Annotated in this window: 23 protein-coding genes; 10 read left to right on the plus strand and 13 right to left on the minus strand. The window is 68.8% G+C overall.

The annotated features are described in order from the left end of the window. Positions 1-8 precede the first annotated feature (8 nt). The 5 genes from ABZ345_RS29035 to ABZ345_RS29055 all read left to right on the plus strand — a co-directional run bounded on the left by ABZ345_RS29035 (position 9) and on the right by ABZ345_RS29055 (position 2,672). Positions 9-329 (plus strand): hypothetical protein, encoded by a 321-nt coding sequence (locus tag ABZ345_RS29035; protein ID WP_359855358.1) that lies wholly within the window; start codon positions 9-11, stop codon positions 327-329. Positions 330-394: 65 nt separating this feature from the next. After that, complete coding sequence (locus tag ABZ345_RS29040) at positions 395-865, plus strand: YbaB/EbfC family nucleoid-associated protein (protein ID WP_359855361.1); 471 nt, start codon at positions 395-397, stop codon at positions 863-865. 2 nt (positions 866-867) lie between these two features. After that, positions 868-1,170 carry a type VII secretion target gene (locus ABZ345_RS29045; RefSeq protein WP_359855363.1) on the plus strand — a complete coding sequence of 101 codons (303 nt, stop codon included), beginning with the start codon at positions 868-870 and terminating at the stop codon, positions 1,168-1,170. Then, entirely contained in the window at positions 1,167-2,438 is a 1,272-nt protein-coding gene (locus tag ABZ345_RS29050) for a hypothetical protein (protein WP_359855366.1), read from the plus strand. Before ABZ345_RS29045 ends, ABZ345_RS29050 begins: the two co-directional genes overlap by 4 nt. A gap of 6 nt (positions 2,439-2,444) precedes the next feature. Beyond that, a complete protein-coding gene (locus tag ABZ345_RS29055) occupies positions 2,445-2,672 on the plus strand; it encodes a hypothetical protein (RefSeq protein WP_359855368.1) in 228 nt (75 codons plus the stop codon). Positions 2,673-2,730: 58 nt separating this feature from the next. On the opposite strand, the gene ABZ345_RS29060 is transcribed toward ABZ345_RS29055, so the two are convergent. From ABZ345_RS29060 to ABZ345_RS29075, 4 genes are all read right to left on the minus strand, one after another. Then, positions 2,731-4,839, minus strand: coding sequence for a 3-hydroxyacyl-CoA dehydrogenase NAD-binding domain-containing protein (locus ABZ345_RS29060; protein ID WP_359855371.1), 2,109 nt, complete (start codon positions 4,837-4,839; stop codon positions 2,731-2,733). Then, a complete protein-coding gene (locus ABZ345_RS29065) occupies positions 4,836-6,050 on the minus strand; it encodes a thiolase family protein (RefSeq protein WP_359855373.1) in 1,215 nt (404 codons plus the stop codon). Before ABZ345_RS29065 ends, ABZ345_RS29060 begins: the two co-directional genes overlap by 4 nt. 92 nt (positions 6,051-6,142) lie before the next feature. Continuing rightward, complete coding sequence (locus ABZ345_RS29070; protein WP_359855376.1) at positions 6,143-6,592, minus strand: ABA4-like family protein; 450 nt, start codon at positions 6,590-6,592, stop codon at positions 6,143-6,145. Then, on the minus strand, positions 6,589-7,497 hold the full coding sequence (locus tag ABZ345_RS29075; protein ID WP_359855378.1) for a hypothetical protein: 909 nt from the start codon (positions 7,495-7,497) through the stop codon (positions 6,589-6,591). Before ABZ345_RS29075 ends, ABZ345_RS29070 begins: the two co-directional genes overlap by 4 nt. Before the next feature lie 73 nt (positions 7,498-7,570). Here ABZ345_RS29075 and ABZ345_RS29080 point away from each other — a divergent pair, with 73 nt between their 5' ends. Continuing rightward, the gene (locus ABZ345_RS29080) at positions 7,571-8,251 is read left to right on the plus strand and encodes a MerR family transcriptional regulator (RefSeq protein WP_359855381.1); all 681 of its coding nucleotides are present in this window, start codon (positions 7,571-7,573) and stop codon (positions 8,249-8,251) included. A gap of 181 nt (positions 8,252-8,432) precedes the next feature. Here the strand turns inward: ABZ345_RS29080 and ABZ345_RS29085 are convergent, their stop codons facing one another. The 4 genes from ABZ345_RS29085 to ABZ345_RS29100 form a co-directional block, all read right to left on the minus strand. Continuing rightward, entirely contained in the window at positions 8,433-10,244 is a 1,812-nt protein-coding gene (locus ABZ345_RS29085) for a discoidin domain-containing protein (protein WP_359855384.1), read from the minus strand. A 313-nt stretch (positions 10,245-10,557) separates the two neighbouring features. Then, positions 10,558-11,040 (minus strand): GNAT family N-acetyltransferase, encoded by a 483-nt coding sequence (locus tag ABZ345_RS29090; RefSeq protein ID WP_359855387.1) that lies wholly within the window; start codon positions 11,038-11,040, stop codon positions 10,558-10,560. A gap of 120 nt (positions 11,041-11,160) precedes the next feature. Next, entirely contained in the window at positions 11,161-12,417 is a 1,257-nt protein-coding gene (locus ABZ345_RS29095; RefSeq protein ID WP_359855390.1) for a ribonuclease D, read from the minus strand. A gap of 70 nt (positions 12,418-12,487) precedes the next feature. Next, complete coding sequence (locus ABZ345_RS29100) at positions 12,488-13,141, minus strand: response regulator transcription factor (RefSeq protein WP_181320591.1); 654 nt, start codon at positions 13,139-13,141, stop codon at positions 12,488-12,490. Between the two features lie 327 nt (positions 13,142-13,468). On the opposite strand from ABZ345_RS29100, the gene ABZ345_RS29105 reads away from it, so the two are divergent. Next, entirely contained in the window at positions 13,469-14,605 is a 1,137-nt protein-coding gene (locus ABZ345_RS29105; protein WP_359855666.1) for a dipeptidase, read from the plus strand. A gap of 423 nt (positions 14,606-15,028) precedes the next feature. Here ABZ345_RS29105 and ABZ345_RS29110 read toward each other — a convergent pair whose 3' ends face one another. Next, positions 15,029-15,574, minus strand: coding sequence for a DUF3000 domain-containing protein (locus ABZ345_RS29110; RefSeq protein WP_359855393.1), 546 nt, complete (start codon positions 15,572-15,574; stop codon positions 15,029-15,031). A gap of 93 nt (positions 15,575-15,667) precedes the next feature. Between ABZ345_RS29110 and hemE the strand changes: the two genes are divergently transcribed. Genes hemE through hemQ form a run of 3 tightly spaced genes read left to right on the plus strand, consistent with a single transcriptional unit; the run spans position 15,668 to position 18,848 of the window. Continuing rightward, positions 15,668-16,705, plus strand: coding sequence for a uroporphyrinogen decarboxylase (gene hemE, locus ABZ345_RS29115; protein ID WP_359855396.1), 1,038 nt, complete (start codon positions 15,668-15,670; stop codon positions 16,703-16,705). Continuing rightward, complete coding sequence (gene hemG / locus ABZ345_RS29120) at positions 16,705-18,132, plus strand: protoporphyrinogen oxidase (RefSeq protein WP_359855399.1); 1,428 nt, start codon at positions 16,705-16,707, stop codon at positions 18,130-18,132. Before hemE ends, hemG begins: the two co-directional genes overlap by 1 nt. A gap of 23 nt (positions 18,133-18,155) precedes the next feature. Beyond that, a complete protein-coding gene (gene hemQ / locus ABZ345_RS29125; RefSeq protein WP_359855402.1) occupies positions 18,156-18,848 on the plus strand; it encodes a hydrogen peroxide-dependent heme synthase in 693 nt (230 codons plus the stop codon). Positions 18,849-18,910: 62 nt separating this feature from the next. On the opposite strand, the gene ABZ345_RS29130 is transcribed toward hemQ, so the two are convergent. The 4 genes from ABZ345_RS29130 to ABZ345_RS29145 form a co-directional block, all read right to left on the minus strand. Further along, complete coding sequence (locus tag ABZ345_RS29130) at positions 18,911-21,988, minus strand: S8 family serine peptidase (protein WP_359855405.1); 3,078 nt, start codon at positions 21,986-21,988, stop codon at positions 18,911-18,913. A 175-nt stretch (positions 21,989-22,163) separates the two neighbouring features. Further along, positions 22,164-22,526: a hypothetical protein gene (locus tag ABZ345_RS29135; RefSeq protein WP_359855669.1), complete on the minus strand. Its 363-nt coding sequence runs from the start codon at positions 22,524-22,526 to the stop codon at positions 22,164-22,166. 1 nt (position 22,527) lies between these two features. Continuing rightward, positions 22,528-23,346, minus strand: coding sequence for a DUF692 domain-containing protein (locus ABZ345_RS29140; protein ID WP_359855408.1), 819 nt, complete (start codon positions 23,344-23,346; stop codon positions 22,528-22,530). Then, complete coding sequence (locus ABZ345_RS29145; RefSeq protein WP_359855411.1) at positions 23,346-24,143, minus strand: TIGR04222 domain-containing membrane protein; 798 nt, start codon at positions 24,141-24,143, stop codon at positions 23,346-23,348. The genes ABZ345_RS29140 and ABZ345_RS29145 overlap by 1 nt, the downstream gene beginning before the upstream one ends. Between the last annotated feature and the right edge of the window lie 10 nt (positions 24,144-24,153).

Genomic DNA, 24,153 nt, shown 5'->3' on the forward strand with positions numbered 1-24,153 from the left:
CGGGACACATGACTCTCACGGAGATCGCGGCCTGGTGCACGGCGGACCACGTGCGGGCCGCGCTCGAACGTCAGCTCGAGGGCGCGCTGGTGGAGGTCCCCGAGGACGACGACTCACCGCGCCGGGCGTTCAGCGAGGCGTTGCGCAGGTCGTTGATGCTGCGCCAGAAGCACCCGTTCGACATCGTCGCGATGGGCCTGCCGGACCTGCTGCGCTACCGGGACCTGGTGGCCGGGTCCGAGGTGACGCTGCGCGCGACCAACATCGAGGCCTACTTCATCCGCCAGGACGGCAGCGCGGAGCAGTACCAGCCGGAGATCGAGGAGTAGGGAACTCCGAACCCGTTGGCGAGTCGATCAACCACCCGCTATAACCGAACGCGGGGGGTGACGACATGCCAGAACCTCAGTGGGACACGTTGTTCAACGGCGATCCGGCACAGGTCGAACGCGGGGTCGACGAGTGGGTCGAAGGCCTGCGGCAACGCGCGGACCGGTTGCAGCGGCTGAAAACGCAGGTAGACCGGATCCAGGTGACCGAGACCAGCCCGAACGGCGCTGTCACGGTGACCGTCGACGCCACCGGCAAGCCGATCGACGTCCGCTTCGGCGACCGGGTGGGCAGCGTGCCGCCGCGAGAACTCGGGCCGCTGGTCATGGGGTGCATCAGAACCGCGCAGTCGCGTATCGCGCAGCAGGTGCGGGAGGCGACGACGGCCGCGGTGGGAGACGACCTGCCGGAGACCAGGCAGATGGTCGTCGACAGCTACCGGGAGAAGTTCGGCGACGCGCCGCCCCCGGAACGTCCGCGCCGAGGACCGGATGACGACTTCGGGGACGAGTCCTACGTCAGGCCGGGGTGGTGAGGATGACCGGCTTCGACGTTCTGCCGACCGAGCTGCGGTCGCACGCGAGCAAGCTCGACGGCCTCGCCGAGCGACTCGGCCAGGCCCTGCACGCCGCGCGCCAGGTGAACATGGACGACGCCGCGTACGGGAAGATCTGCGCCTTCCTGCCGCCGTTGATCAGGGACATCGAGCAGCAGGCCTACGACGCGCTCGTCGCGGGTGACACCGGCGTCACCGAGATCGCGACCAACATCCGGCACACCGCGGACGAGTACGAACGCCGCGATGACGACGGAGCGGTGACGTTCGGCGGCCTGAGGTGAACAACCCGCTGATCGCCCAGGAGGAGGACAGCACCACCTGGCACACCGGGATCGGCATCGCGGACTCGGCGGCGGATCTCAAGGCGGGCATCGAGAGCGGCAACTGGATCGACATCGGGCTCGGTGTCGCCGGTGTCGCGCTCGAAGGGCTCAGCATCTACGTCGACCCGCTCGGGTCGCTGCTCTCGGCCGGCGTGTCCTGGTTGATCGAGCACGTCAAACCGTTGTCGGACGCCCTGGACTGGCTGGCGGGCAACGCCGACCTGGTCGGCGCGCACGGAAGGACGTGGCACAACGTCGGCAACGCGGTGAGCGAGGTCCACGACGACTACGTCCGGGACGTCGCAGCGGACACCTCGGGCTGGCAGGGTGCGGCCGGCGACGCGTACCGGGCGGCCGCGGCCAAGACCGCGGACGTGCTGAAGGGCGCGTCGAGCGCCGCGAACGGGTTCGGGTCCGCCGTCGAGATGGCGGGCACCGTCGTCGGCGTGGTGCGGGAGTTCGTCCGCGATCTCGTGGCGGACCTGGTCGGGCGGTTGATCGTGTGGGCGGCCGAGGTGGCGGCCACGGCGGGGTTCGCGGCTCCGCTGGTCGCGGCGCAGGCGGCGTCGGCGGTCGCCAGGTGGGGCGCGAAGATCGGCGACATCATCAAGAAGCTGGTGCGCACGATCAACAAGCTGATGCCGTTGCTGCGGCAGCTCGGCGACGTCTTCCGGCGTGTCCGCAAGGTGATGGACGACCTCAAGAAGCCGGCCCGCAGGGGTGACGAGGCGCCGGTACCCGGCCAGACCGGTGGCGCGCGGCCCAAGAACGACGGCTCCATCAAGTCGTACGAGCGGACCGAGCGGTGGGCGGACGACGCCTACCAGTCGATCAGAGGCTCGGACGACGTCGGCGACGTCGCGCGCAACGTCGGTGACGTGCCACGGGCGGACGGCAGCCGGGGCTTCACGCCCGCCGAGATCGAGCAGATCAAGAAGCACGTCTTCGAGGACCTGCACCCGCTCGAGGGTGACGCCGGCGGTACGGTGATGGCCCGGTTCGACTCCAATCCGGACATGGCGGAGGCGTGGCTGCGCCTTCGTGCCGGGAGGCAGCGGCCGGAGGACGTCGCGTTGCTGGAGCACGAGCTCGCCGAGAGCCGGTACTGGCAGCAGAACCCGAACGCGTCGTACAGGGACGCGCACGCGGCGGCGAACCAGGTTTCCCGGTGGGAGAGCCAGATTCCGCCGTCGGGTGACGAAGACTTCAGCAAGCCGTGGAGGTAGTGCCGGATGGCGATGCTCGTGTACCTGCACAAGGAAGAGGAGACGGCGACCGCGGTCCGCTACCGGTTCCACACCGACGGCGGAGCGGTGCGCCACCTCGTCCTCGACAAGCAGGCGGAGACGATCCTGCCCGACGACGGCAACACCGACGGGGTCTTCCGCGCCGCCGCCGGCAAGCTCGCCAAGGCGTGGGGCAGCGGCCAGGCACCGGAAAAGCTGGTCTACCAAGCCTGAGCACACGGGAAAGCCCCGGCTCCGTCGAGGAGGAGCCGGGGCTTCACGTACGAGCGACCTAGGCGGGGACCGAAGCCACGCCCGGTGCCAGGAACCGCTTGCCCGTCACCTTCTCCGAGATGCCGGCACGGTCCAGGTACGGCGTGATGCCGCCCAGCCAGAACGGCCATCCGGCGCCCAGGAGCATGCACAGGTCGATGTCCTGCGCCTCCGCGACCACGCCCTCGTCGAGCATGATCCGGATCTCCTCGGCCAACGCCTCCAGCGCGCGGGTCTTGACCTCGTCACCGGTCAGCGGCGAGGTGCCGAACTCCCACAGCGCCTGGACCTCGGGGTCGACGGTCTGCTTGCCGGCGGAGTCCCACTGCCAGACAGCGCCCTTGCCCGCGGCGACGAACTTCTTCATGTTCTCCGACACCGAGAAGCGGTCGGGGAACGCGCCGTGCATCGTCTCCGACACGTGCAGCGCGACGGCGGAACCGACCAGCTGCAGCAGGATCATCGGCGACATCGGCAGGCCGAGCGGCTCGGTGGCCTTGTCGGCGACCTCGAAGGAGGTGCCCTCGTCGACCGACTTGATGACCTCGCCCATGAAGCGGGTCAGCAGGCGGTTCACGACGAACGCGGGCGCGTCCTTCACGAGCACCGAGGACTTCTTCAGCTGCTTGCCGACCGCGAACGCCGTCGCCAGCGTGGCGTCGTCGGTCTGCTCGGCGCGCACGATCTCCAGCAGCGGCATGACCGCGACCGGGTTGAAGAAGTGGAAGCCCACGACCCGCTCGGGGTGCTTGAGCTTCGACGCCATGTCCGTGATGGACAGCGAGGAGGTGTTCGTGGCGAGGATGGCCTCGGGGGAGACGTGCTCCTCGACCTCGGCGAAGACCTGCTGCTTCACGCCCAGGTCCTCGAACACGGCCTCGATCACGAAGTCGGCGTCGGAGAAGGCGGCCTTGTCCAGCGAACCGGACACCAGCGCCTTCAGGCGGTTCGCCTCGTCCGGCGAGATCCGCTTCTTCGACGCCAGCTTGTCGATCTCGCTGTGGACATAGCCGACGCCCTTGTCCACGCGCGCCTGGTCGATGTCGGTCAGCACGACCGGCACGTGCAGGCGGCGGATGAACAGCAGCGCCATCTGCGACGCCATCAGACCGGCGCCGACAACACCGACCTTGGTGACCTTGCGCGCCAGCGACTTGTCCGGCGCGCCGGCCGGACGCTTCGCGCGCTTCTGCACCAGGTTGAACGAGTACAGACCGGCACGCAGCTCGTCGCTCATGACGAGGTCCGCGAGGCCCTCGGTCTCGGCGGCGTAGCCCTTGTCCAGGTCGTTCTCGCGGGCCAGCTCCAGCAGTTCCAGGGCCTTCAACGCACCCGGCGCCGCGCCCTTGGTCTTGCCGTCCACAATGGCCTTCGCCCGCGCGACGGCGGCGTCCCACGCCTCGCCGCGGTCGATCTCCTTGCGCGGCACGGTGATCTCGCCACGCACCACACCGGACAGCCACAGCAGCGACTGCTCCAGGTAGTCCGCGGAGTCGAACAGCACGTCCGCGATGCCCAGCGCGAGAGCTTCCTTCGGCTTGAGCATCTTGTTCTGGTTCAACGCGTTCTCGAAGATCACCGTCACGGCGTCGTTGGCGCCGATCAGGTTCGGCAGCAACTGCGTGCCGCCCCAGCCCGGGAACAAGCCCAGGAACACCTCGGGCAGCGCGATCGCGGCCGCGTTCGACGCCAGCGTGCGGTAGTGGCACGACAGCGCGAGCTCGAGGCCACCGCCCATGACCGCGCCGTTGACGAAGGCGAAGGTCGGGATGTCCGAGTCGGTGAACTTCTTGAAGACCTCGTGGCCCAGCTTGCCGATCGTCACGCCCTGCGAACGGTCGGTCGCCTGCTCGACGGCCGTCAGGTCCGCGCCCACGGCGAAGATGAACGGCTTGCCGGTCACCGCGATGGCGGCGGGACCCGCCGCGTACGCCTCGTCGAACGCCGCACCGAGCGACACGAGCGACTGCGGGCCGAACGTCGACGGACGGGTGTGGTCCAGGCCGTTGTCGATCGTGATGAACGCGACCGGCTTGTCCAGGCCCGGCACCGAGATCAGCCGGGTCTTGGCAACGGTGACGACCTCGTCGGGGAAGATCGCCTTTGCTTCCTCAGCGGTGATGGTCACTTGCCACTCCAGTTCGGGTTCTCCCAGATGACCGTTCCACCCATGCCGATACCGATGCACATGGTGGTGAGGCCGTAACGGACGTCCGGACGCTCAGCGAACTGGCGCGACAGCTGCGTCATCAGACGCACGCCGCTGGAAGCCAGCGGGTGACCGGTCGCGATCGCGCCGCCCCACTGGTTCACGCGGGGGTCGTCGTCGGCGATGCCGAAGTGGTCGAGGAACGCGAGCACCTGGATCGCGAACGCCTCGTTGACCTCGAACAGGCCGATGTCCTCAATGGACAGACCGGCGCGCTCGAGAGCCTTCTCGGTGGCCGGCACCGGGCCGATGCCCATGACCTCGGGCTCGACGCCCAGGAACGAGTAGCCGACCATCCGCATGCCGATGGGCAGGCCGAGCTCGCGCGCGGTCTCCTCCTCGGCCAGGATGCAGCCGGTCGCGCCGTCGTTCAGACCGGCCGCGTTGCCCGCGGTGATCCGGCCGTGCGGGCGGAACGGCGTCTTGAGCTTGGCGAGGTCGTCGACCGTGGTGCCCGGACGCGGCGGCTCGTCGGCCGTCGCGAGGCCCCAGCCGTGCTCCGCGGAACGGGTCGCGACGGGCACGAGCTCCGGCCCGATCTTGCCGTTCTTGACCGCGTCGGCGTACTTGGCCTGGGAGGCGGCCGCGTAGGCGTCCGTGCGCTCCTTGGTGATGTGCGGGAACCGGTCGTGCAGGTTCTCCGCGGTCTGGCCCATGACGAGCGCGCTGGTGTCGACGATCCGGTCCGACAGGAAGCGCGGGTTCGGGTCGACGCCCTCGCCCATCGGGTGCCGGCCCATGTGCTCGACGCCGCCGGCGATGGCGACGTCGTAGGCACCGAACGCGATGCCGCTCGCCGCGGTGGTCACAGCGGTCATCGCGCCCGCGCACATGCGGTCGATCGAGTAACCGGGGACCGACTTCGGCAGGCCCGCGAGCAGCGCCGCCGTGCGACCGAGCGTGAGGCCCTGGTCGCCGATCTGCGTGGTCGCCGCGATGGCGACCTCGTCGACGCGCTCCGGCGGCAGCTCGGGGTGCCTGCGCAGCAGCTCACGGATGACCTTCACGATGAGGTCGTCTGCACGGGTCTCGGCGAAAATGCCCTTGGGACCGGCCTTGCCGAACGGCGTACGGACACCTTCGACGAAGACCACGTTCCGAACGCGTGCCGGCGCTGCTGGTGCGGCCACGGCGTCTCCTCCACTTGTGGTGACAACTCTGTCCACTCCGGCAGGGGGTGCGCGACATCCCTACCGGTCGGTAACGCCAACTCTAACCCTAGTTACTGGTGAGTAACCACAGTGGCACCCTTGTTCGTTGCGTCACACACCTTGCGCACGATCAGGAACAGCGGCAACCCGACGGGGGCCAGCAGGATCGTGATCACCAGAACGGGTGCCATGACCAGCGGGTGGACGTTCAGGCGACGCCCCTCCAGGTACATCCAGCGCCCGACGAACAGGTCCCACGCGAGCATGTGCGCCCACACCAGCGTCGCGCCCGTGTCGGTGCTCATGAACTTGGCCAGCGCGGGGAGTTCGGGCCGTGTCACCAGCGGCAGCAGCTCCGGCAGCACGGGGATCATCAGCACGACGTAGATCGCGACGATGGGCAGGATGATCAGGTACGACTCGGCGATCCTCTTCGTCCACGACCACTTCGGCGCGAAGATCATGAGCGCCCAGAACGGCGCGGCCAGCAGGAACGTCAGGCTGAACAGGGTGGCGGTCATGCGTGCACGAGCTCCTTGTTGTTGTTCTGGTTGGGCGACTGCCGTGCCCACGCCACGCCCAGTGCGGTCGCGACGACAAGGGCGGCGGCAACGGTGAGAGTGAGCGCGTCAGGCTTGATGAGCGACTGACCGCGCAGCGCCTGCCAGATGAAGAGCAGGGTCATGCCGAGGTAGCCGCCGCTGAGCACCCACGCGAGGCGCGCGTTGGCCCACCGGCCGGCGAAGAAGATCAGCAAGGGCAGCACCTGCACCGCGTGCATGCCGATGAAGTGGCCGATGCGCAGGTCGCCGTGGACGGTGCTCCAGCCGGTGAGCGGCATGTACGAGCCGCCGTCGGGTCCGCCGATCGAGTGGCTGCCGACGATGCCCTTCGCCGGGGACTGTCCGGCGCGCGGCTGGGTCATGAGGAAGCCGACGCTCATGCCGACGAGCGCGATGAGCAGGCTGAGCCGGACCGACCACTTCTGGGCGGCGTTGTCGAACTTCTTGCGGAACAGGATCACCGCGATGACCAGGCTCGTGCTGAACAGGACCATGGCCAGCAGGCCCATGGCGCCGAACAACGCACCGTCCAGCGGTGTCTCGAAGTTGAAGTGGCTGCGCTTCCCCCTGGTCACCTGCGTGACGATGATCGCCATCTCGGCGACGCCGGCCGCCGCGAACACCGTGCCGAGCCACCACGCGATCTTGTGCAGCCGACCCTGGAGCAGGCTGGTGAACCACGCCAGGGAGGCGCTGTAGAGCGTGAACGACACCGCGAACTTGAACGGCTTGAACCAGATCGGCGAGTCGAGCAGCATCCGGTCGTCCAGCAGCATGCCGAGCGCGGCGACCGGAGTCAGTACGACCATGGACAGCGTGAAGAGCATTAACGGGCGGTGCCAGTTGTACGCGGTCTTCAACATCGGAGCCCCCTGCGTTGGACCTTCAGTGAATGGATAGCGGCGCTCTCCGCTATCGGAAAGGTACACTATCCATATGCGCGTTGGCGAGCTTTCGAAGAGAAGCGGCGTCCCGGTGGCGACGATCAAGTACTACCTGCGCGAGGGACTGCTGCCCGCCGGCGTGCTGACCAGCCCAAATCAGGCCCACTACGACGACGAGCACCTTCGCCGCCTACGGCTGGTGCGCGCCCTCGTGGACGTCGGCGGCCTGTCCATCGCGTCGGTGCGCGAGGTTCTCGCCGCTGTCGACACCCGCGACGACTCACTGCACAACAAGCTCGGCGCCGTGCAGGAGGCGATCAGCCAGCCGGGCTCGGTCGAGCTGGACCCGCTCGCCGTGGAGGACACCCAGGCCTTCTTCGCGCGGCAGGGCGAGTCCGACTGCGTCGACGTGACCCAGAGCAACGTGACCCACATGCTGGCCGCCGCGCTGTCCGCGGCCCGCTCGGTCGGGCACGACCACTTCGGCGAGCTGCTCGACCCCTACCTGGAGGGGCTGAAGATCATCGCTCAAGCCGACCTCGACTACATCGCCCGGCAGGGTTCGCGCGACGACGTCATCGAGGCGATGGTCATCGGCACCCTGATCGGCGACACCGTCCTCAAGGCGGTGCGACGGCTCGCGCACGCCCAGGTGTCGCGCGCGGTGATCGGCGACGGACCCGGCTCCCCGCCCTCCTCCTCCTCCTCCTCCTCCTCCTCCTCCTCGGACTGATATATCGGCCGATATATCAGTCCGGAGCCGCCTGTGACCTGCATCTTTGCAATGACTCTTTGGACTTCGTCCGCAAACGAGTCATTGCAAGGGTGGCGCCGATGAACGCCGTGGCCAGCGCGAGGCTGACCACGGCGAGCGAGATTTCGTTTCAACGGTGGCCGTCAGGAGAGGCCGGTCTTCAGTAGGTGATTCCCGGGAAGGCCGCGCGTGCCTGGTCGAACTGGGCACGGTTGAACCCGCTGTTGAACGCCTGCTGCGCCATGCCGCTGAGGTCCCGGCCGACGGCGCCGCTCATGAAGTGGACGAACTCACCGGCGTTCATCCTGCGCGTGTAGATCAGGTTGCGGTTGTCGTTCTCCTGCCGCTTGGGGAAGTGCTGGTTGAGCAACCCGAAGAAGCGGTCCATGAACGCCATGGTGCTGCCGGTCTCCTGGTACAGCGGGTAGAACCAGTCGCGGAACCAGGCCGCCTGCCTCGCACCCTGCGGCAGATCGTCGCGGTTGTTCATGTACTGGTTGAACACCCTCTTCGCGTCGTCGGTGCGGCCGGACTTGCGGTAGAAGTCGTACTGGCAGATCTCGGCCCACTTGCTGTCGCCCCAGATCTCGCCGTACGCGGGGGACTCGTGCACGCCCTGGCTCGCGCCCTCGACGATGTGGCACTCCTCGTGCGTGATGACGTCGCGCAGGGTCGCGTTGTTCACGCTCCAGCCGTCGTCGCCGACATCGATCGTGTTGCGGAAACCAGCGAATTCGTCGAACCGGTTCACGACCGTGCCGCCGTGGTAGCGGCCCTCGTGGAAGAACGCGATCAGCGGCTTGGGGTAGCCGAACCTCGTGCAGTTCGGTCCGATCGGCGCAGGAAGCGGCCGGTTGACCGCGCAGCTGCCGTAGGTCTCCCGGTAGTGGCGCCAGACCTCGGCGACGAACGGGATCGCCCACGCCGTCTGCGATGGCGGCAGCGCGAGGAGTGCGGGGTCGAAGTACACGGCCGCGTCGGCGTTGCACGACACCCTGGTCATCAACGGCGTGTGCTCGGCGACGTAGTCGGTCACGGTCGGCGGGGCGTCGGGGTGGCACGTCCCGGGGTCGCCACCGATCGGTGGCGGGTCGAGGTAGACCTCGAACTCGTAGATCCGCGCCGTGGCGTCGTTGACGTTGAGCCTCACATACCGCGCGTTGCGCTGGCTCCACGTGTGCCTCGTGACGTTGGCGGTGTTGCCCGTTGCGGTCGCGACCGTCGTGAAGTTCGTGCCGTCGGTGCTCGTCTGGATGGTGAACGAGCTGGTGTTGCCTTCCTCGCCACCGGCCCCGGCGTGGCGGATGATCGCGCCGCCGACGGTCCGGCCGGCCTGCAGATCGACCTGCAGGAACCTCGTGGCCGCCGACGAGCACCACTTGTCGCTCAGGCCGCCGCTGACGCTGCCGTTGACGGCCTTCTCCGGACCTTCGCTCGCAGCGCACGGCGTGCTGCCCGTGGCCGGGCGGTTGAGGGCGAGGTTGCCCGACGGTTGCTGGCCGTCGGCGTCGAACACCTCGAACTCGTAGATCCGCGCGGTTCCGCTGCTCTGCTGCTCAGCCTGGGTGATGGTGAGCCTGACGTACCGGGCGCTGGTGGCAGCGATGTCATGAGTGGACACGTCAGCGGTGTTGTTCGTGACGCTCGTCGTGGTGGTCCACGTCGTGCCGTTGGTACTCGTCTGGATGGTGAAGGCGCGTGTGTTGAGGTCCTGGCCCTCGCCGCCCGCACCCGCGTGCCGGACCACGAACCTGGCGATCGTGGTGGGCGCGCCGAGGTCGACCTGCAGGTACTTCGTGGCCGCCGCCGAGCACCACTTGTCGGTGTTTCCGCCGGTCACGCTCCCGTTGACCGCCTTCGCCGGTGACTCCTCCGGCACGCAACTCGCGGATCCGCTGGCTGGTTTGTTCAGCGCCACGTTGGTCGCCGCCGCGGCTTGTGGGGCGGTGGCGACAGTCGCCGCTGTGGTCAACAGCAGGCCTGTGATGAGCCGGGAAATCTGACGACGACGTGATGATCTCTGCATCGGTAGAGCTCCCAATCCGTCGTGACAACGTTGTCAGAGCGGCGGTACCGGGAAGCTTACCGGTCCTGCTGAGGCTTGAAATGCGCCCAACGGAGGCGACAACCAGCCGAGAATTTCCCAGGGCTTTCTGGGCGTTCGGGCATAGCCGAAGCGCATGACCAGTGGTCGTCTTCGCGGCTGGTCAACTGATATATCGGCTTGTTCACGCCCTATGAGCTGCTGCTTAGCAATGACTCTTTGGACATCGTCCGCAAACAAGTCATTGCAAAGGCCGTTGCCAGCGGACCTCGCCGTCGTGGCGCTCGTCGGTGGCGGCGAGCCCGGCGGACGCGGCGACGGCAGCGGACGCGTGGTGGTCAGGGTGGATGTGGGCGACGACCGTGTGCACCGGCTGGGTGGCCAGCCAGCCGACGAGACCTCGTGCCGCCTCGCCGGCGATGCCTCGGCCCTGCCACGGCGTGCCGACGACCCAGGCGATCTCGGCGACCTGGTCCGCGATGGTCGCCTGGACGGTGCCGACGAGGCGGCCTTCGTCGCGCAGCGAGATCACCCAGTTGAGCCACTGTTCGGCTGGGGAGGGGGAGCCCGCGACCAGTCGCTCGTAGCGGGTGCGGAGTGCTTCCGGGGTGTACGGGGCGCCGCCGATGAAGGTGTGCAGCGCCGGGTCCGCCAGCACCTCGGCCATCTCGGCGGCGTGCTCGACTCGGAGCGGCAGCAGGTCCAGCCGGTCGGTGCTGATCATGCCAAAACCTGCCCCTTGCAATGAGTCTTTTGCGGACGACGTCCAAAGTCTCATTGCTAAGGGGCAGGTCAGCAAGGGGTTGGCCAGCTGATATATCGGATATCGGGTGTGCTGATGCCGCTAGGTGGCTGGGGTTGGGGCCGTTGCTGTCAGGGCCTTGGACGTGGCTTCGAGGGTGAGCTCGATCTGCCACGACCGGGCCCCGCCCTCGCGCAGCACGGTGGCCACGGACTCGGGGGACAGGTCGGCGGGCGGTTGCCAGCAGGTGCGGCGCACCAGGTCGGGCAGCAGCAGGTTCTCCACCGGGAGGGTGTTGGCCTCGGCGATGGTCGCCAGTCCCGTGCGGGCCGCGGCCAGGCGGGCTGCGGCGTCCGGGTCCTTGTCCGCCCAGCGGTTGGGCGGGGGCGGGCCGTCGTGCTGGCCGGCGGGCTCGGGGAGGTCCGACTTGGGCAGTTCGGCGGCCTTGCGGAGAGCGTTCATCCAGACGCCGGACATGCGGCGCTGGGCTCGTCCGCGGAAGACCGGAAGCGCCAGCAGTTCGGCTTCCGAAGCGGGGTTGCGGGCGGCTGCCTCCATCAGGGCGGAGTCGGGGAGGACTCGGCCGGGGGCGATGTCGCGGTCGCGGGCCACGGTGTCGCGGGCTTCCCAGAGCGCGCGGACGAGTGCTAGTTGACGCTGGTTGCGCACGCGGTGGATACCCGACGTGCGCCGCCAGGGGTCGGTACGGGGGCGCGGCAATGGCGCCGTCCGTACCGCCTCGAACTCCTCGAGCGCCCAGGCGAGTTTGCCTTGGCGCTCCAGCTCGGTTTCGAGAACGTCGCGCAGCTGAACGAGCAGCTCCACGTCCAAAGCGGCATACGTCAGCCAGTCGGCAGGAAGGGGGCGGCGCGACCAGTCGGCCGCGCCGTGCCCCTTCTCCAGCCGAAAGCCGAGCAGTCGCTCGACCAGCGTGCCCAATGCAACGCGTTCGAACCCAGCCAGCCTGCCCGCCAGCTCGGTGTCGAACAGCGCGCCGGGTCGCAGCCCGAGTTCGGCGAGGCACGGCAGGTCCTGAGACGCCGCGTGCAACACCCACTCAGTGCCGTCCAACGCCTGCACCAGTGGGTCTAGCCGTCCGCCTAGGGCGATCGGGTCGACCAACCAAGTGCCGGCGCCCTCCCGGCGCAGTTGCACCAGATAGGCACGCTGTGAGTAGCGGTAGCCCGAGGCTCGCTCGGTGTCCACCGCGACCGGGCCCTTCGCCCCGGCGAGCGCGTCAGCGGCTCGCCGGAGCGCAGCAGGATCGGCGACCACGGGCGGGACCCCATCAGCAGGTTCCGTCAGCGGTACCGGATCTGGTCCGGTTGGTGCGGTTGGCTCGTCGGCGGGTACATCCACAGCGGATGACCCTACGACGATCGCACCACTCACAGGTGTTCTCGGCCGGTTCAGTGCTTCAAACCGGTATCTAACGGATCACGCCGGCACGCATGGCCAGCGCGACCATCTGAGCGCGATCCCCGGTGCCCAGCTTCCGGCCGATCCGCGACAGGTGAGACTTCACCGTCAACGCGGACAAGCTCAGAGCCTCGCCGATTTCCTTGTTGCTCTGGCCATCGGCGACCAGCTGGAGCACCTCGACCTCACGCGCGGAAAGTTCCCGCGGTGTGTTGTCGGTGCCCGGCACCCGAGTACCCGCTGCGAGTACTGGTGCCACGCTCGGATCTGCGTAAACGCCGCCATCGAGAACCCGGCGCACCCCGTCGGTGACCACCATCGGAGAGGCGGACTTCAGGAGGTACGCCTGGGCGCCCGCCTGGAAGGCCGACCTGACCGCGTAGGGGTCGTCGGAGGATGCGAGGACCACGATGCGGGGCCAGCCCTGGGCACGGAGTTCCGTGACCAGGTCGATGCCGGTGCCATCCGGCAGACCCAGATCGAGGATCGCGAGGTCGCACGGTCCGGTTGCAAGTGCCCGCGCCCGAGCCTCTGCCACCGATGCGGCCTCATGCACTGTCCCGGCTCCCATTTGGGTGAGCCGAGCTGATATCGCCTCCCTCAGCAGTGGGTGGTCGTCGACCACCAGCACTGAAAAAAGCTCTTCCCGCGGGTGCGGGACCATGTTCGCCGGCAACGAGCCGGCTGGCGTGGTACGAACGGCCTGACCTAAGCCGACGGCAGCCACGTCACTACCTCCCTGGAGTCGGTCGTGCCCCCCGACCGGCACCGGAGACTTTCGTCCAATCAGCCGCGCCACTGATCGACCGAAAGTGGTGTCGTCTGGGGCAGCGTAGCCGCCCATGCGGGTCTACGGGACGATCAATCGGGTATCTATCCCTATTGAGTTGTGACAGATGGACTCATCTGTCACACGATCGGATGACAACTAGATAGGGGGAGTAACACGAGATCCCCTCATGACGACGTATAGGAGTTGGTTGTGCCGAGCCTGACCGGTCCCGAGCGAGCGCGGGCGTTGCTGCAGCGTGTGCCCCTCGTCGACGGCCACAACGATCTGCCGTGGGCTCTGCGGGAGTTCGGTGAAGGAACGGGCGAGGACGTCTACACGACCGCCGCGAAGATCGATCTCACGGAACGTCATCCCAGCTTGCACACGGACATCGTGAAAATGCGCGAGGGCGGCCTCGGTATGCAGTTCTGGTCCGTCTGGATTCCTTGCCGGCTGGCGGGCGACGGCGCCGTCACCGCCGTGCTGGAGCAGGTCGAACTGGTTCACGAGCTGGCCGATCGCTACTCCGATCACCTGGGCATCGCGACCACCGCCGCAGAGGCTGAAAAAGTTTTCGCGTCCGGGCGTGTCGCGTCCCTCCTGGGGGCCGAGGGCGGACATTCCATCAACTCTTCACTCGGAGTTCTGCGCGCCCTGCGCCGCCTGGGCGTCCGCTACATGACGCTCACGCACAACGACAACACGCCGTGGGCCGATTCGGCCACTGACCAGCCAGAACACGGCGGCCTGACCGACTTCGGCCGCGACGTCGTCCGCGAGATGAACCGCATCGGCATGCTCGTCGACCTCTCGCACGTCGCGCCGAGCACGATGCACGCCGCGCTCGACACGAGTGTCAAGCCGGTCATCTTCAGCCACTCCTCCTGCCGCCACGTTGCGGATCACCCGCGCAACATCCCTGACGACGTCCTGGTCAAGCTCAAGACCAACGGCGGTGTGGCCATGATCACATTCGTTCCGGACTTCGTGTCACCCCGTGTCGCTGAATGGGACGCAGCCCTTCGTGCGGCCATGACCGCGGCGGGCGCCGACCACGCCGACATGACCGAGCGCAAGACGTTCAGCGAGAAGTGGATCGTCGACAACCCGAAGCCCGGCGCCACGCTCGACGACGTCGTCCTGCACCTCGAGCACGCCCGCGAGGTCGTCGGGATCGACCACCTCGGCCTCGGTGGCGACTACGACGGCGTCCAGGCCCTGCCGGAGGGACTCGAGGACGTCTCGACGTACCCGAACCTGGTCGGCGCGCTGCTCGACAAGGGCTGGTCCGAGGACGACTGCGCGAAGCTCGCCGGGGCGAACATCCTCCGCGTGCTGCGCGACGCCGACAGCTGATCTGGCACCGGCCAGCCGATATATCAGTTCCCCCTACGGGCCCGGACGACGCTGACCTGCGACTTAGCAATGAGACTTTGGACTTCGTCCGCAAACGAGTCATTGCAAGGGCACGGGCAGCGGTGGTCGGGGAGCGGACAGGGCGGGCAGCGGACTGGGTGGGCAGCGGACTGGCGGGAAGCACCGGGCTGGCCGGGCCGGGTGGGAGCGGGCCGGGTGGGAGCGGACTGGGCGGCTGGGCGACTGATATATCGGTGGCTCGGGAGCGTGGCCGAGCACGAATGCGCCCGCCGCGGAGGTGGGGGCGGCGGGCAGGGGAGCGGGCTGGGTGGCCCGGCCACGGATATATCGGTGGCCCAGGAGCGTGGTCGAGCACGAAAGCGCCCGCCGCGGAACGAAAGGCGGCGGGCGGGACGGGCTGGGTCAGGAGCGTTGGCCGAAGAGGGTGACGCCGACGGGCGGGAGGCCCACCGCGGTGGCCATCAGTTCGTAGAAGGCAGTGCCGTGCTCGGCGAGCTCGCCGTCAAGGGCCGTCCAGGAGGCGCGCAGTTCCAGGTCGTCGGTGCGGGCCGGGCCGGCGATGTCGCCGAAGCGCGCGGACGAGGTCTGGGTGACGGTGCCGCCCAGGGCCGTGAAGCCGGCGCCCGACTGTTCGAGGGCCTCGGTCAGCCAGGACCAGCCGACCTCGGGCAGCAGGGGGTCGGAGGCCAGTTCGTGGTCCAGTTCGACCCGCACGTAGGCGACCACTCGCAGGACGCCGCCCCACGCCTCGTCGCCGTCCGGGTCGTGCAGGAGTACAAGGCGGCCGGTGGACAGTTCGTCGGACGGGCCGGTGACCTCAGCCGTCAGCGCGTACGCCCACGGCGCGAGCCGCTGCGGTGGGCGGACCTCGGTGAGTTCTATCTCGGGCCTGGTGCGAACCGACTTGAGCGTCCCCACCGCCCGGCGGAAGATTTCCGGCTCGGTCACACAACTGACTGTATGCCTCGCAATCCGGCCGGGTGATGGCGGCACGCCGGGACGTGGGACCATGAAGGGGAAAGAAAGAGAGATGACTGCACAGTGTCCAACTCTTCGGCGCCTCTTCTCGTGGCCGCGCACGGCGGCACCCCGTCGCACACCCCTGTCTGGTTCATGCGGCAGGCGGGACGGTCTCTGCCCGAGTACCGGGCGCTCCGGCAGGGCACCGCGATGCTCGACGCGTGCATGGATCCCGAGATGGTCTGCGAGATCACCATGCAGCCCGTCCGGCGGCACGGTGTCGACGGTGCGATCCTCTTCTCCGACATCGTGGTGCCGCTGAAGGCGGCCGGTGTCGACCTGGACATCGTCGCGGGCACCGGGCCGGTCGTCGCGAACCCGGTCAGGACGATCGAGGACGTCGAGAACCTGCCCGAGCTGCACGCCGAGCAGGTCCAGCCCGTCGCGGACGCCATCGGGTTGCTGCTCAAGGAACTTCCGGAGCAGGTCGCGCTGATCGGGTTCGCCGGAGCGCCGTTCACGCTGGCGAGCTACCTCGTCGAGGGCGGGCCCAGCAAGAACCACGAGCGCACCAAGGCGCTCATGCACGGCAACCCCGAGCTGTGGCACGCGCTGCTCGCGAAGATCGCCGGCATCACGTCGGCCTTCCTGCACGCGCAGCTCGACGCCGGGGTGCAGGCGGTGCAGCTGTTCGACTCGTGGGCGGGCGCGCTGTCCGAGCGCGACTACCGCGAGTTCGTCCTGCCGCACTCGACGCGCGTGCTCGAAACGATCACGACGGTGCCGCGCATCCACTTCGGCGTCGGCACGGGTGAGCTGCTGCCCGCGATGCGCGAGGCCGGGGCGGACGTCGTGGGCGTCGACTGGCGGATTCCGCTCGACGTCGCGGTTCGGCGGCTGGAGCAGGCGCACCCCGAGCTGCCGAAGCCGGTCGTGCAGGGCAACCTCGACCCGGCGCTGTTCTTCGCGGGCTTCGAGGCCGTCGAACGCGAGGTCCGCCGCATCCACGCCGAGGGCAAGGCCGCGGCGGGGCACATCTTCAACCTCGGCCACGGCGTGCTTCCCGACACCGATCCGGAGATCATCACCCGGACCGTCGAACTGATCCACAGCTTGTAATGCACGGTAGAGCGCCGCACGTCGCAGTCGTCGGGGGAGGCATCTCCGGGCTGGCCGCCGCGCACCGGCTGCGGATGCTGCTGGGACCGCAGGCCAGGATCACGGTGATCGAGCAGGGCGACCGGCTCGGCGGCAAGTTGCGGACGACCGAGCTCGCGGGCGTGCGGTTCGACGTGGGCGCGGAGGCGTTCCTGCACCGCAAGCCCGAGGCGCAGGAGCTGATCGCCGAGGTCGGGCTGCAGGACCACGTCGTGCATCCGACGGCCGCGAAAGCTTCAGTACACGCCGCGGGACGCACGCATCAGCTGCCCGCGCACACGTTCATGGGTGTTCCGGCGAGCGTCGAGACCGTTCGGCACATGCTGTCGTCCGAGGGCGCGCTGCGGGTCGAGATGGAACCGACGCTGCCGCCGATCGAGCTCAGGGGCGGCGACGTCGCGGTCGGCACTCTGATGAAGGACAGGTTCGGCCCCGAGGTCGCCGACCGGCTCGTCAGCCCGTTGCTGGGCGGCGTCTACGCGGGCCGCGCGGACGAGCTCGGCCTGCGCGCCACGATGCCGCAGATCGCCACGCTGCTGGACAAGGGCGTCGGCTCACTGCTCGCGGCCGCCGCGACGATGATGCCCGCGCCGCCGCAGCCACGGGCAGCGCGGCCGCCGGTGTTCGCCAGCCTCGCCAACGGGGTGTCGTCGCTCGTCGACCGGCTCGCCGAGGTCGCGAAACCGGAGATCCGGCTCGGTCTGCCCGTCCGGGTGCTGTCGTGGCAGGGAGACGGCTGGCGGCTCGAGATCGGTTCGGCCGCCACCCCCGAGTACCTGGAGTGCGACGGCGTCGTGCTCGCGGTCCCGGCACCGTCGGCGCGCAAGCTGCTGTCCGAGATCGCACCGCAGGTGTCCGCCGCGTACGGCAAGGTCGAGGTCGCCTCGATGGCCGTCGTCGCGCTGGCACTGCCGCCCGGCACCGAGCTGCCGGACCGCTCCGGCATCCTGATCGCGGAGGGGGAGCGGTACAGCGACCGCATCACCCCGTTCACCGCCAAGGCGTTCACGTTCTCCAGCCGCAAGTGGGCCCACTACGGCGAACCGGTCATCCTGCGCGGCTCGGTCGGGCGTCACGGCGAGACGGCGCTCCTGCAGCGCAGCGACGCCGACCTCGTGAAGGCCGTGCGCAACGACCTGTACGAACTGACGGGCGTCAGGGCCGACCCCATCGACTACGTGGTGCAACGCTGGGGCGGAGGCCTGCCGCAGTACGGCGTCGGCCACGTCGACCTGGTCGACACGATCGAGCGCGGCATCGCCCACGTCCCGGGCATCGCGGTCGCGGGCGCCACGCTGCACGGCGTCGGCGTCCCGGCCTGCATCGCCACGGCCGACTCGGCCGCCGCCCGTGTCGCAGCCCACCTGCTGGGCCGCGTTCGCCGCTGAAGCCGCCGTGCCAAGATGGACGTATGGCACGCCTGAACTACAACGAGCTCAACGACACCATCCGCTACACGATGTGGTCGGTGTTCCGGGTCGAGCCGGGCAACCTCCCGGAGGACCGCAGCGCCGCCGCCGCGGAGACCCAGAACTACCTGGACGCGTTGGAGGGCAAGGGCGTCGTCGTCCGCGGCGTCTACGACCTGGCCGGCCTGCGCGCCGACGCCGACTTCATGATCTGGTGGCACGCCGAGGAGATCGAGCAGGTCCAGGCGGCCTACACGGGCTTCCGCCGCACCCCGCTCGGCAAGGTCTCGACGCCGGTCTGGTCGCAGGTCGCCCTGCACCGCCCGGCCGAGTTCAACCGCAGCCACATCCCCGCGTTCCTGGCGAACGAGGAGCCGCGCAAGTACGTGTGCGTCTACCCGTTCGTGCGGTCCTACGAGTGGTACCTGCTGCCGGAGGAGGACCGCCGCAAGATGCTGGCGGACCACGGCAAGGAAGCCCGCGACTACCCGGACGTGCGCGCGAACACCGTCGCGTCGTTCGCGCTCGGCGACTACGAGTGGATGCTCGCGTTCGAGGCCGACGAGCTGCACCGCATCGTCGACCTGATGCGGCACCTGCGCGGCACCGAGGCGCGGCTGCACGTGCGTGAGGAAGTCCCCTTCTACACGGGCACCCGCGTCCCGGCCGCCGAGCTGGTCACGAACCTGCCGTAGCGAGGAGCGAGGAGCGAGGAGCGAGGAGAAAGGGCCGCCCGGAGTCCAGGCGGCCCTTCGCCCTAGCTCACCTTGTAGGCGTGGATCACCGTCAGCTCAACGGTGTTCCCCTTGGCGTCCTTCGCCGTTGCCTTCAACGAGGTCCACTTCGAGCCCGCCGGGTTGTAGACCAGCGCGCTGTTTCCGGCCACGCCCGCGTTGCGCCACGACTGGCCGTCGTCGTGCGAGTACTGCACGCCGGTGATGCGCACCTTGCCCGTGTCGCCCTGCGACTGGGTGACCAAACCGATGCGCTGCAACGTTCCTCGGGGCACCGCGCCGTTGTCGTCGAGCTTCGGCGTGAACCGCACGACGTTCAGCGGAATGGTGTCGACCACGCCGGGCGTGCCCTTGGACCTGAACGTCCACGCCGCGGACACCTTGCTGCTGAACTCGAACTTCGAGCTCCGGTCGAGGTTCGCCTCGAAGCGGAAGTCGGCCTCCGGCAGCGGCACGTTCTGGAAGGCGTCGCCGGTGTTCTCCCCGAGCAGCACACCGTTGCGGTACAGGGCGGCCCGGAAACCGTCCACAGTGGAACCGCCCTGGCCGTTGTTCGCGTCGCTCAGCATCGGGACGCCGACGAACAGCTGGGTGCCGGACCGCTGGGCGTACGGGTACGGAGCCTCAGGCAACGCCGGCGAGAACACCGGCTGGTTCTCCCGCTCCTGGTAGGTCTTGCCTGCCTCGTACGTGCGGTAGCCGGAGATGGTCTCCTCTCGGCTGCCGTTCGCGTGCGAGAGGCTCACGATCGACTGCCAGCGCAGGTCCTCGGTCGTCACGTAGTCGACCGCCTTGCTGCCCGGCGGCACCGGGTAGAGCGCCGAACCGCCGCTCAGGCCGTGCACCGACGTCGGGAACTCGCCCTTGGTCGTCACGGTGTCCGGCTTGACGCCGCCGATGGTGGCCTCGACGCGAGCCAGGTCCTTCTTCTCCGGCGCGCGGGTCAGCCCGTTCGGCAGGCTGCCGCCGACCGGGTAGGACAACCGGTAGTAGGTGTTGGCGTCGGCGGCGGAGCTGGCGTGCAACGTCGCCAGCGACGACAGCTCCTTCGGCGAGAGCGGCCCGCCGACCTGGGCCGCCGAGATGCCCTCGAAGCCGCCGAACGAGATCAGCCCCGCCTGCACGGTCTGCGCTCCGTACGTGCGCCGGTAGGAGAGCTCACCGACGAGGAAGTTGCCAGTGGGTTCCGGCGCCGTCACCGACAGCGGCTGCGCCAGCCGGGCGTCCTGCTTGATCGTCAGGTCGCGGGTCAGCTTCACGGTCGGCTGGAGCACCATGTCCAGGCCCTGCGGTGAGCTCATCGTCGACTCGACCGAGTAGGTGCCCTTCGGCATGCGGATCTTCTGGTCGCCGGCACCGAAGATCGCCTTGAACCCCCTGCTGTCCAGGCCGTCGATGAACGTCACCGCGTTCGCGGGGTCCTGCCCGTCCTTGGCGGTCAGGTCGATGGCGAGGGTGTAGCTCTCGACCTCGCGGTCGACACCGACGAGCGTGCGGACGGTGTGCGTGCCGGACGTGGCGATGATCTCGCCGGTGTACGTGGCGTCCTGGGTGCCGACGCGGGTGTCACCGGTGATGTTGACGGACGCGGTGCCCTTGGCGGGAACCGTGACCTTCGAGGCGCCCAGCGAGAACATGCCCTGCGGCGCACCGCTGGTCAGCTTCACGTCGAGGGTGATCGCCGCGTCGGTCGGGTTGGTGTACGTGATCGCCTTGGTCTCGGGCTTGTCGTCACCGTGCGGCCACTCGTGACGGCCGAGGTTGACGGCGACGACGTCGGCGGTCAGCACCTGGTTGATCGCCTTGGCGACGTCGATGCGGCCCGCGCCCTGGTCGAACGCGCTGACGCCCGCGGTCGGCTTGGCAGTGCTGGCCAGCACCGACTTGAGCTGCGCCGCCGTCCACTCCGGGTGTTGCGACTTGAGCAGCGCCGCGGCACCCGCCACGTGCGGAGTCGCCATGGACGTGCCGCTGGCCGCGAGGTGCTCGCCGTTCGTGCCGGCCTTGGCGGCGACGATGCCGACGCCCGGTGCGGTCACCTCGGGCTTGAGTCCGCTGTCTCCGACACGAGGACCCTTGCTGGAGAACGGGGCGAGCGAGTCGTCCCGGTCCACGGCGCCGACCGACAACGCGGCCTCCGCGGTGCTGGGCGAGCTGACCGTGCCCGTGCCACCCGCGTTGCCCGCCGCGATGACGAACAACGTGCCGTACTGGGCCGTCAGGTCGTTGACCGCCTGCTCCAGCGGGTCGATCTCCGGGGTGTCGTTACCGCCGAGGCTCATGTTGACGACCTGGGCGCCCTGCTCGGCGGCCCAGCGCATGCCGTCGAGGATCCAGGACTCCTGGCAGCCGTACTCGACGCAGACCTTGGCGTCGATCAGCTGCGCGCCCGGTGCCACGCCGCCGTACTTCGAGTCGTGGCTCGCGACCGTCGAACCGACGTGCGTGCCGTGGCCGACCTTGTCGGTGTTGTCGGGGTCGGTCGTGAAGTTCTTCTCCGCGATCTGCTGACCCTTGAGGTCCGGGTGGTTCTCGTCCACGCCGGTGTCGACGATCGCGACCTTCACGCCCTTGCCGGTGATGCCGCGCTCGTGGGCGGCCGGTGCGCCGATCTGCTTGACGCTGCGGTCGAGGCTCGGCTTGCGGATGCCGTCGAGCCAGATCTTGTCACCGGAGTCCGCCGCGGTCTTGAGAGCGGTCCACTCGGTCGACGACCGGGCCGAGAGTCTCGCGTGACCGTCCACGATCAACGGCATCCGGTCGCGGTACCCGAACTCCAGCAACGTGGTGACGTCGAAGAGTCTGCGGTCGAGCCGGCCCGCCGCCAGGGGCCCGAACGCATCCTTGGGTACGACCGTCGTGTGCCCGTCGGCACCGCGGTGGGTCTTGAACGTCATGCCCTTGCGGCCGTCGCCGGGCTGAATCGCGACGACCTGCTGTCCCTGTCCCAGAAGGACCTTGTCCCCGGTGACGAGGGTGACCTCGTCGATGGCCCGTTTCGCGTTGCCGTGCTGCGGTGCGGCCGACGCTGCTGTGGCCGTTCCCGCGGTCAGTGCCAGCGCCGCGATGGCGGCGCCCAGCACTTTCGCATTTCCGCGCATTCGAATCCCCTCATGGTTCGAATTTCTGCGCGCTGTGGTCCGCGCAGGCCGGAAGGCCTTCCGCGGCAAAGCGAAGGCAATGCGAAAAGGTCCCCCGACCCTTTCGAACGTATCGAGGGTGGCTGGAGTCACACAGGGCTGAACGGGCGATTCTTGAGGGTGTTCTGTTCGCCCGTCAGTTCGACCGCCAGAACTTCCAGCGCGCCTTGCGATTCACTGACAGTTCTCCTGAGGCACGGCACCATTCCGCGAACGACGCGGCATCCTCACGCGCGCGGGAGCCCGCGCGACGTGGGTTTTCCACGGCGTACGCGTCGAAGAGCGGCCGGAACCGGTCGCCGAGCTCGTCGGCGACGGCGGGACCCAGCATCCGCACGATGCCGCGGCGTTTCGACAGCAACGCGCGCCGTTCGACGCCGAGCCGTTGTTCGTCGAATCCCGCCGGGGCCGGCCCGTTCGCGAGCAATGCATTGAGCAGCGCTTCCTGCTGCTTGGCAAGCCTTTCGCGTGCGGACGAAACATCATTTTCGTCGATCATTTCAGCCACGGTGTTTGTCCACGACGGCGCGGATCGCGGCGAGTTCCGTCGCGATTTCGGTGTCGGACGGGTAGTTGTCGTCGCGTTCCAGCAGAACGCCGGGTGGCTTGACGCGCGAGCACAGTTCGTCGAGGACGCCGAGCACCTCGGGCAGCACCGCGTGGGCGTGCGTGTCGTGGTAGATGTCGCCGTGCTCCTCGCCGCCCGCCACGTGCACGTAAGCCAGGCGTTCCAACGGGATCTCGTCCAGGAACCGCTCGGGGTCCGTGCCGATGTTGCGGGCGTTCGCGTACAGGTTCGCGACGTCGACGAGCAGCCAGCAGTCCGTGCGCTCGACCAGCTCGGCGAGGAACTGGCCCTCCGACAGCTCGCCGTCCGGCCACTCCAGCAGCGCGGCGACGTTCTCCAGCGCGAGCGGGACGGGCAGGTTGTCCTGCGCCAGCTTGACGTTCGCGACCAGCACGTCGAGCGCGTCCTTGGTGCGCGGCACCGGCATCAGGTGGCCTGAGTCGAGACCGCCGGCGCGGACGAAGCACACGTGGTCGCTCACCATCGGCGCGCCGACGGCCTCGGCGATCCTGCCGAGGTGCTCGACGCGGGCCAGGTCGACCGGGTCCGCGCCGCCCAGCGACAGCGACACGGCGTGGGGGAGCACCGGGACGCCGCGTTCCAGCAGCAGCGTCACCGACTCCGGCAGGTGCCCGATGTGGAGGTTCTCGGCGACGACCTCGACGAAGTCCACGCCGGGCAGCCGTTCCACGGTCAGGTCGATCTCCGAACGCCAGCCGATGCCGACGCCCAGGTCCGTGATTCCCGCCATCAGTCGCCTCCTCCTCCGCCACCGCAGCTGCTCCCGCAACTACTACCGGACGAACAACTGCTGCTGCTCGACGAACAACTGCTGCTCGACGACGAACAGCTACTGCTACCACACCCGCTGCCGCAGCTGCTGCAGCTCGACCCGCACCCGCCACCGTCCGAAGAGGACCGCCGCTTGCGCTGCGTCTTGAGCGGCAGCATCTTGACGACGCTCTGGGGCAGCTCGAACAGGTCGCCGACGGCCTGGCCGCTGATCTTGCCGCAGAAGCCGTAGAGCGCCACGGCGAGCACGCGGTCGGTCGCGATCGCTGTCCGCAGGACCTCCTTGCCGGCGGTGGTGACGGCCTTCCTGCCGCGCTGCCACAGGCCGAACGCCAGGGCGATCGGCACCGCGAGCAGGAGCACCGGCGTCGACATCCCGAGCAGGAGCAGCAAAGCCGCGAGCGCCAGGGAGAACACCCACGCCGGGTTGCGGCGGCGGGGACGTTGCATCATCCCCTTGCCGAGCAGGTGCTGATGCAGCGAAGCCATCTCGGTGCTGTGCGCGGTCGACTGCACGATCGTGCCGAACTGGACCGGCGTGCGCGCGTAGCTCAGGATCCGCGCTTCGACACTCGTCGTCGCCTGATAGCTGTTCTGCTGCACAGCGGTGACGTAGCCGTCGCGCGACACCCGCACCGCGCCGACGTCGAGCAGCCGGGCCAGCACGGTCTCCGCGGCACGACCAGGTCCGGCCGTCAGGTAGCCGATCTCCTCCGCGGACAGCCGCGTCACCTGTGTGGTCGTCGGTGTGGCCATCAGTTTCCCC

This window comes from Lentzea sp. NPDC005914, from assembly GCF_040629405.1.
In the GTDB taxonomy this organism is placed as follows: Bacteria; Actinomycetota; Actinomycetes; order Mycobacteriales; family Pseudonocardiaceae; genus Lentzea.